General features: G+C 42.5%; 7 protein-coding genes and 1 pseudogene. 4 read left to right on the top strand and 4 right to left on the bottom strand.

Going from position 1 to position 8,186, the window contains the following annotated elements:
* The first annotated feature begins 338 nt into the window (after window positions 1-338).
* The 4 genes from FWE37_08290 to FWE37_08275 all read left to right on the top strand — a co-directional run bounded on the left by FWE37_08290 (window position 339) and on the right by FWE37_08275 (window position 4,527).
* Window positions 339-527 (top strand): hypothetical protein, encoded by a 189-nt coding sequence (locus tag FWE37_08290; protein ID MCL2520977.1) that lies wholly within the window; start codon window positions 339-341, stop codon window positions 525-527.
* Between the two features lie 315 nt (window positions 528-842).
* Window positions 843-995, top strand: a complete 153-nt coding sequence (locus FWE37_08285; protein ID MCL2520976.1) for a rubredoxin — start codon at window positions 843-845, stop codon at window positions 993-995.
* A 227-nt stretch (window positions 996-1,222) separates the two neighbouring features.
* Window positions 1,223-4,051: a hypothetical protein gene (locus FWE37_08280; protein ID MCL2520975.1), complete on the top strand. Its 2,829-nt coding sequence runs from the start codon at window positions 1,223-1,225 to the stop codon at window positions 4,049-4,051.
* On the top strand, window positions 4,051-4,527 hold the full coding sequence (locus FWE37_08275) for a hypothetical protein (GenBank protein MCL2520974.1): 477 nt from the start codon (window positions 4,051-4,053) through the stop codon (window positions 4,525-4,527). The genes FWE37_08280 and FWE37_08275 overlap by 1 nt, the downstream gene beginning before the upstream one ends.
* Window positions 4,528-4,533: 6 nt before the next feature.
* Here the strand turns inward: FWE37_08275 and FWE37_08270 are convergent, their stop codons facing one another.
* The 4 genes and pseudogenes from FWE37_08270 to FWE37_08255 form a co-directional block, all read right to left on the bottom strand.
* The gene (locus FWE37_08270; GenBank protein MCL2520973.1) at window positions 4,534-5,985 is read right to left on the bottom strand and encodes a DUF115 domain-containing protein; all 1,452 of its coding nucleotides are present in this window, start codon (window positions 5,983-5,985) and stop codon (window positions 4,534-4,536) included.
* A complete protein-coding gene (locus FWE37_08265) occupies window positions 5,986-7,455 on the bottom strand; it encodes a hypothetical protein (protein ID MCL2520972.1) in 1,470 nt (489 codons plus the stop codon).
* A 179-nt stretch (window positions 7,456-7,634) separates the two neighbouring features.
* A complete protein-coding gene (locus FWE37_08260; GenBank protein ID MCL2520971.1) occupies window positions 7,635-7,871 on the bottom strand; it encodes a hypothetical protein in 237 nt (78 codons plus the stop codon).
* Window positions 7,872-8,057: 186 nt separating this feature from the next.
* A pseudogene (locus FWE37_08255) lies at window positions 8,058-8,186 on the bottom strand (flagellin).

Genomic DNA, 8,186 nt, shown 5'->3' with positions numbered 1-8,186 from the left:
TGTCAAGCAAAATTTACTTATTTTTTACCATTGCCCCAGCCGTTAGCCCAGCTGGTATCGGCACTAGGGAAACGCGGTTCAGGTTGAGCGCTTAAAGCGCCGGCGGTTAACAAAGTAATTATTAATACAGCTAGTAATTTTTTCATATACACATACTCCTTTATACTCTTAATGTTTTAACATATAACACAGATTTTGGCTAAAAGCAATAAAAAAACTGATAATCCCATAAAAAAACGTTTTGGTTTTTTATAAGATTAAGCCCTAACTGCACGAAATAAAAGATACAACGGCAATTTACTTTGCCAAAAAATATTTTATATTAAAGAGGTATTAAAATGACGCAAAAAAACCAGCAACTAGAACTAGCCGCTAAAATTATGGATAAAGAGGAGGGCGAAATTACCCTAAAGTTTACCGCCAGCAACCCACAAGACGGCAGCGTGCAAAGTTACTTTTTTGATTTTAACCGCGACGGCGATGAATTAAGGTTTGTAGGCCACAGCGAAGAAAAAAGCGGTTTGTAGCTGCAACGGCTTATTTATTGCCTTTTTACCTTAACTTTGGTTAAAAAATAAGGTATTTAAAAAGATATAACCGCTAAAAATGCCAAAAAAAGAGAACTCAAGGTAAGGATATAGCCACAAATGATACGAAACACACGAATGAAGTCGATTTTATTCGTGTGTTTCGTATCATTTGTGGTAAAATTTTTTTTTATGAGAACAGGTTCTAAAGCCGGAGAGTTACCTGCCCTTGCTCTATAGCCATTAAAGAGAAAAAAACCTCTTTACAACTATAAACAATTAAAGTATAATAAATATAACGATAGGAGGTACATTATGTACGTATGCGATTTATGTGGTTACGAGTACGACCCAGCCGTTGGCGACCCCGATAACGGGATTGCTCCCGGCACAGCTTTTGCCGATATACCTGAAAGCTGGGTTTGCCCGTTGTGCGCTGCCGGTAAAGAACACTTTAGTAAAGCTTAAATTAAAAGCCGCCTTAAAGCGGCTTTTTTTATTGACACATAGTAAAGTAACTTGCTATAATACCCATGTGGCTTAATATTCTCCTGCTAATAGGACGATAGAAAATGATAGTAGCTATATAGTAATTTAAGTAACAAGTTATTAGGCCCATCTTTTAGCCGGTTAGGGCTTAGTTATAGTAAGGCATTTGTGGTATTGGTTTAAATAATTTTAGTTGGGGTTGAGCAATGAGCAATAATTTAAAAGAGACGGCAGGGGACGACAACGCTAATCCTGCGCTTTTTAACAGCAAGCTTAAAGAGATAGTAGGTGAGCTAAAAGCTATCAAAAACGAACTTTCGGCACATCGCGAAGCTTATCCGCAGCGGGGTACCACCGGCAGCGCAGCCGCAGAGAGTATCGATAAAAATTTAATAGCCGAAAGTTTAGATGAAGTTGCCGATTTAGCCCAAACTTTAAACGAAATAGTTTTAACCCAAACGGCCGGCGAGCCTATGGCTTTACATAATGAAGGTGAATTTGATGAGGAGGCCGCCAATTTGGACCAGCTTGTAACCGATTTAGAAACCACAGAAGAACCGGCCGGCGAAATTTATGCCTCTTTTGCAGAGGTTGGCCTAAATTTAGACGAGGAAGCTACCGAACTTTTGCCTTTAAACGAGGCGTTGGGGCTTGTAGAACTTAGCGATAATTTAGAGGCCGAAGAAGCACCGGGGCCTGTCTTTAATTTAGAGGAAGAGCCGCTTAATATGCCTGTAAACGACGAAGAACTTTTAACCAGCAAAGAAGATAGCGTAGAGCTAGAAGACTACGGTTCTTTTAGTTTGGTGGATATGAAGTTATTTGAAAACGAAAATAGTTTAAGCGAGCTAGATTTAAGCCCGCTGGCGATGGCTAAAATAGAACGTTTTGCCGATGTGGAAATTAACATTCCCGAAGATTCTTATGCCGCCGATGCTTTACCCATAGAACCAAGCGCCCTGCTGCCCGAACAAGAAGAGATGGCAGAGAGTTTACCAACGCTTGAGATAAACGAAGAAGCGGATTTATCTTTACCAACAGATGAAATAGAAATAAATGAAGAAGAGCTGCCTTTACCTTTGGAAGTTACTGAGGTAACTCAAGAAATAATGCCTTCGGAGATTGCCGAGCTAAGTGAAGAAGAATTAGATTTATCTTTACCGGCGAATGAATTAGAGGTAACTGAAGAAGAAATAACTTTGCCTTTGCCAACCGATGAAGAGATTTTAGAGGTGGCCGAACTAACTGAAGAAGAACTGGCTTTGCCTCTCTTGGCCGATGAACTAACCGAAGAGCCGGTGGCAGAGGAAATCGATGGCTTATCATCGGATATAAATGAAGAACTGGCCGAGTTTATTCCTAACAACGATGAATATGCTAAAATTAGCGAATTTAATGGGTTACCGGATTTAGATGAATTGGAGCAAGCTTTGGCTTTGCCTGTAGAAGATATGGCGGACGAAGAAGAGCTAGATTCAGGCCCGGTTGCACCGGCCGAAGCCGAGCTCGCCACCGGTGATGATGTGGTTAGTGATAATATTCTTTTAGAAGGAAACATTGCTTTTGAAGACGATTTAAGCGAGGCGGTAAGCGCCGCCGAAACCGAATTGCTGGTGGGCAGCGGTGATATAGAGTTGCCGGCCTCTGAAGTAGAGGAAATAACCACCGAAGAGGTTACTTTAGCCCCTTTAGAAGAAGAATTTAAGGTAGCCGAAGTAGAAACGGAGCCGGTTTTAGCGGCCGAAGAACTAAGCGAGGAAGAAGTACTGGCTGAAGACCCTTTGACGGCGGAGTATCTGCGCTTAGCTCAAGAAGGTGAAGCGGAAAAACTAGCTAAAGAAGCCGCAGAAGAAAAGTTAGCCGCCGAATATTTACAGCTGGCTCAAGAGGCTGAGGCGGAACGGGCTTTAGAGGAAGAAGTAACCGAAGAAAAAACGGTTACAACGGAGGATGACCCTTTGGCGGCAGAGTATCTGCGCTTAGCTCAAGAAGGTGAAGCGGAAAAACTAGCTAAAGAAGCCGCAGAGGAAAAATTAGCCGCCGAATATTTACAGCTGGCTCAAGAGGGTGAATCGGAACGGGCTTTAGAGGAAGAAGTAACCGAAGAGGTAATCCCCGAAGATACTTTGCCGGTAGCGGAGAGTAATGAAGAGCCGGCCGAGACAGAAGAACTTAACTTTAGTGAAGTAGATAATTTAGAGGCCGAGCCGGCTATGGAGCTAGCGGCTGAAGCCCTTGAAGAAGAGGCGATAGATATTAGCCGGCTGTTGGCTAAGGCCGGCGAGAATATGGTATCGCCCAATTTGGATATGCCTGAACCGGTTGCTGGCGAAATTGAATTAACCGAAGAAATTAATGAAGAAATAACTAGCACTGAGCCTTACTTTGAGGAAAATGAAACGGAACCGGTTTTAGCGGCTGAAGAAAAAAACGAAGAAATAATACCAACCGAAGACCCGTTGGCGGCAGAATATTTGCGTTTAGCCCAAGAAGGTGAAGCGGAAAAGCTGGCTAAAGAAGCCGCAGAGGAAAAATTAGCCGCCGAATATTTACAGCTGGCTCAAGAGGCTGAGGCGGAACGCACTTTAGAGGAAGAGGTAACTGAAGAAAAAACGGTTACAACGGAGGACGACCCTTTAGCGGCGGAGTATCTGCGTTTAGCTCAAGAGGGTGAAGCAGAAAAAGTAGCCGCCGAAGCTGCTGAAGAAACAGAGGAAGTGGTGGTAGATATTAGTCAACTGCTGGCTAAGGCCGGTGAAAATATGGTATCACCCAATTTAGATATGCCCGAACCGGTTGCCGCAGAGGAAAAAGCGGAGGAAACTGCTGCAACGGTTACCGAGCCGCAGCCAAAAGAAGAGAGCCGCCCTTTTGTGGCCCCTAGCAACGGTGAGCTTAGCGAAGATATGGCTAAGTTACTGGCTTATTTAGATGATTTTTTAGCCGATTTACCGGAGGAAAAGCTGCAAAGTTTTGTGCATAGCGGTTACTTTGGCCTTTACGAAAGATTAATGAGAGAGCTGGGAGTAAAATAATGGGGTTATTAGAGCGTGGTTTGGCTTTATTGGCCGGCGAAAGTAAAAATATTGAGCTGCCTGCCGTTATCACAGAAGTTGATTACGATTTTTTATTGGAAGGGCAAACCGGCTCTTTAAATTTAAAGCAATTTGCCCACAATGAGGCCGGCGAAAAAGTATATAAAGCTCAGTTAGATATGGCGGCGTATCTGTTAAAGTTAGAAGAACTTTCGGAAGATGAAATAAGTACCCTAGAGGTGTTTGAGCAATTGGGGGCTTTGTTACAGCTTTTTTCGGTAGAGGTTGCTTTGCGCTATCAAATTAATAAAGATAAAATTACTTTATTTATCCGGGCTGCCGATATGCTGGCTACAGAAGCTATCGTGGAGCAAATAACCGAAGAGATAAGTGATGTCATTGGGCTGGCGGCCGAAACAGAAGATTTTTCGCCCATTTTTACTGAGCTTACCTCAGTCGATTTTGATAGTTATTAATTAAGGCTAACTTTGCTGCCAAAGTTTAAGGTAGTAGCTGGCCAGCTGGGCTAAGTTAGCCGTATTTTGGGCCTCTAAAAGTAAGTAATCTAATTTATCGGTGAACACTTGATTTTTTAAAAATAATTTTAAATTTTCAATTTCATTTTCTTTAAAAGATGTTAAATCGACTTCAACTTCTTGCCAAGTTAAGTTGGCCTTAGTCTTTAAATTTTGCCGGTTAAAAAGCGGCAAATTTAAGGGTAAGCCGCTTTCTTGCCAGCTAAAAAGCCGCTCGTTTTTTAATTTAGCTAAAATATGGTAATAACTTAATAAAACCTCATCGCTAAGATAACTTTGACCAGCTATTTGGGCGCAAAGTAACGGACGGTTTAAAGTAGTCGTTGTTAAATGGCCTCTGTTTAAGCGATGATTAGTTATTAAATCGTTGCTGTGGCTGTAAGCGGCTTTGGCATGTAAACGGCTTAAACTATAACAAAAATCGAACCCGCACAAAATGATAGAGGCATTGCTATACTGTAGGGCATAAGTAATGGCGGCCATCGCTACATTACCTAACGGCGGTAATAAAGGCAGTTGTAAAGCCAAACTTAAACGTTTAAATAAAGTTACCGGAGCAATGTTAGTAACAAAAAAACTTTTAGGGGCCGGTAAATTATGTAACAAAGGCGCATAACTGGCTAAATCGCTGATGACAGGCGCAGTGAAGTTTTTGTGTCCGATAAAATCGTAGCTATTATAAAAGCCTCCTTCTAAAATAAAAAGGGCATCGGGATTAAGACTATGCGCTTGCAAAGGTAAAAAAGCGGTATCTACCGCCAGTAAATGATAATAAGGACGGTACTTTTTTAAAGAAGGTATGGCTTCATCTAACGATAAACCGGCGGCGGCAATGATGAGTGGTTTGTCATCAAATTGAGGTTTAACAAAACTTTTTATGCTGCTAAAATTGTCGATGGTATTTTTTAACCAACGTTTAGCATTACGTTTAAGTAGTAAACGGTTATGGGTTTGCTGCTGGAGTAATTGCTGTAAAAAAATAAATAAATTATCATAAATAGTTTGTTTTAAATAATAACCGCCATTTATTTTAAGCATAACTACCTCTTTAAAGTTGTAGTTGTATAAATTAAAGAGCGTCTTGTTTAAAGAGTTATATTCTATGCTGTTAAGTAAAGTAACTTGAGAGGTTTGCCAACCGGCAAAATGTTGGTGAGTAATTTGGGTTAGCTGCGGCTCGGCTTCGTAGGCTAAGGCATAACTGCCGGCCGGTAATTTAGCGAGCCACTCTTTAAGGCCGTACCCCAGTAACGGCGAAGCTATTAAGTAAAGTGTGTGCTCGCTGGGAGGTGGCAGTAATTTTTTTACCCCACTTTCAATGTTATATTGCGAGTATAAGGCACGGCTGTTATAAACAACTTGATAAAGGCCACGAGCTGTGGCCTCTAAGGTAAGCATTTAAAAACCGAAGTTAAAACCGGCATCTTGCTCTGGCCCAAAGATAGTTGTGTAGCCGCGGTCAAAGTTATCACGCCAGCGCGGCGAATCTCTAAAATTTTGCTCAACTAAAGTAAGTAACTCATGGTTAAGGTAATCGTCAAGGCCGGTAAGTTGTTGCGTAAAGTTTTGCTCGGCGGTAGGCAGCACGGCGATAATGGCTAAAAAGTCGTTATCTATCACTAAAGAATTTACTTGTGCGTTAAGTCCACCGGCAAAAACGGCGCTAAAAAAGGCCCGGTTATGCCTTAAAGCGTTGGCTAAACGTGCATCTTGCTGAGCAAAAATTTGCGTAAAATTTTCTACCAAACTATCGTAGGGGCTGGGGTTAAATTGATTAACTTCTAGGCCAAAAACGGGGCTAAAAAACGGCGTATGTAAAATGGTTGCCCCTAAGGCGGCGGCCGAAACTGCAAAATTAGTCCTATCTATTAAGGCGGCTTCGGCTAAAAAGTGGTCGGCCACATGCGAGCGCCTGTGCGTAAGCAAGTAATTTTTTACCATATTAATGGTGGTTTCGCTGGTAAAATCGGGCGTTACGGGGGCTTCTTCCAGCTGGTAAAGAACAAATAAATTATCGATGCCCGCTTGCGGTAATAGCTGCGAGACACCGCCTACCGTTAAGTTAAAAACACCGGCGGCCAGTTGGTCATCAAGTAAAATTTGCTCTACCTCAAAAAGATATTGCGGCTGATTATTTATAGAATGGTAAACAATGTTACTGCGCAGTGGAGCATCAAAAAAGCTAAACTCGTTATTAATTAAAGAGTTGCGTAGCTGTTCGGCTTCGGTTCGGCCGGCTTCTATGAATAAAACGCTTAAGTTAGCTTGCCTAAACAGATTTAAATTAGCTTGAGCAAAAGAGATGGCGGCACTATCGGGGTAGTTATCGGCATAAAAAATGGCTATATCGGCGCTGCGGCTTATACCGGCCGGGTTAGAGGCAAAATTTAAAAAGTTGTTACTGCGGGTAACCGAGCTAACGTTGTGGCGCATAATATTACTGCGTATTAATTGGGTGTGCCTATTAACGATAGTTTCGTGGTCTACTATGCTTAGGCCGGCCAGTATTTCGTGGGTAAAACCTTCGTTGCTTAACGATAGGCCCAGTAGGCGGTTGCCAACCACAATACCGGCCCGCTGGCTTTCTTCGGCCCAAGCAGCGGCTAACATAGCTTGGCTAAAGGCATATTGCCATAAAAAACGCTGCATAAAGGCCGGCATATCGCTGTTGGCCCGCTGGTACTGCTCTATTAGGTTTAAAAAGTTACTGCCTCTAGCATAATCGATGGGCTGCTGCCCGTAGCGGCCAAAAGTAATAACGTTACTGCCGCCCATACCTAAAGAAGGGGCAATAACAAAGCTAACCACAATGATAACCAAAATAACCAATAAGCCAATAAAGCCGAGGGCACTTTTAATTTTTACCATTACAAAATTTTCCTTTAAACAAAAACTTAGTGAGTTTATCTAAAACTTTACTATTAATAAGCCGTTTTGTCAAGACTGCCGGCAGTTTTTAAACGGGATTACCGTTATGTAAAAATAAAAAAGGTAAACCAACAGGCGCTTGGTTTACCTTTAAAAACAAATTTAGCTTAACAAAATTATTAGTTAAGTAACTGTAGCACACCTTGAGTACGCGTGTTAGCTTGTGCCAGCATAGCAATACCGCTTTGCATAAGAATGTTGTCGCGGGTAAGCTCAACGGCACCGGCTGCCATGTCTTGGTCTCTAATTTGGCTTTCGCTAAATTGTAGGTTTTGGGCGGCATTCATTTGGCTGTTTACAAGCATTTCCATACGGTTTTGGAAAGCACCTAAATCGGCGCGTTGCCTGTTAATCATATCCAAAGCGCCGTCAAGGGTCCCAATGGCTTGGTTAGCGGCATCGGTGCTATCGTATACTAAACCTTCAATTTGTAAAGCCGCTGCACTCATATCGCGCACGTCAATACTTACGCGTTGGTCCATGTTAGCGCCAATGTGGCCAACTAGGGCTACACCGCCGCCGGCACCGTCTAAGCTGCCGTCAAGAACTTGCATGCCGTTAAATTGTGATTGCTCGGCAATGCGGTTTACTTCCTGAATTAACTGGCTAATTTCGGCCTGAATGTTTACACGGTCGCTGTCGCTGTAAATACCGTTAGCGGCTTGCACAGC

This window comes from Spirochaetaceae bacterium (assembly GCA_009784515.1).
Lineage (GTDB): Bacteria > Spirochaetota > Spirochaetia > WRBN01 > WRBN01 > WRBN01.
The sequence above is the reverse complement of the archived record's forward strand: the minus strand, read 5'-3'. Positions and strand labels throughout refer to the sequence as shown.

Coding starts and splice junctions, on each gene's coding strand:
- FWE37_08290 (MCL2520977.1), top strand. CDS start 339: ATGACGCAAAAAAACCAGCAACTAGAACTAGCCGCTAAAATTATGGAT.
- FWE37_08285 (MCL2520976.1), top strand. CDS start 843: ATGTACGTATGCGATTTATGTGGTTACGAGTACGACCCAGCCGTTGGC.
- FWE37_08280 (MCL2520975.1), top strand. CDS start 1,223: ATGAGCAATAATTTAAAAGAGACGGCAGGGGACGACAACGCTAATCCT.
- FWE37_08275 (MCL2520974.1), top strand. CDS start 4,051: ATGGGGTTATTAGAGCGTGGTTTGGCTTTATTGGCCGGCGAAAGTAAA.
- FWE37_08270 (MCL2520973.1), bottom strand. CDS start 5,985: ATGCTTACCTTAGAGGCCACAGCTCGTGGCCTTTATCAAGTTGTTTAT.
- FWE37_08265 (MCL2520972.1), bottom strand. CDS start 7,455: ATGGTAAAAATTAAAAGTGCCCTCGGCTTTATTGGCTTATTGGTTATT.
- FWE37_08260 (MCL2520971.1), bottom strand. CDS start 7,871: ATGATTAACAGGCAACGCGCCGATTTAGGTGCTTTCCAAAACCGTATG.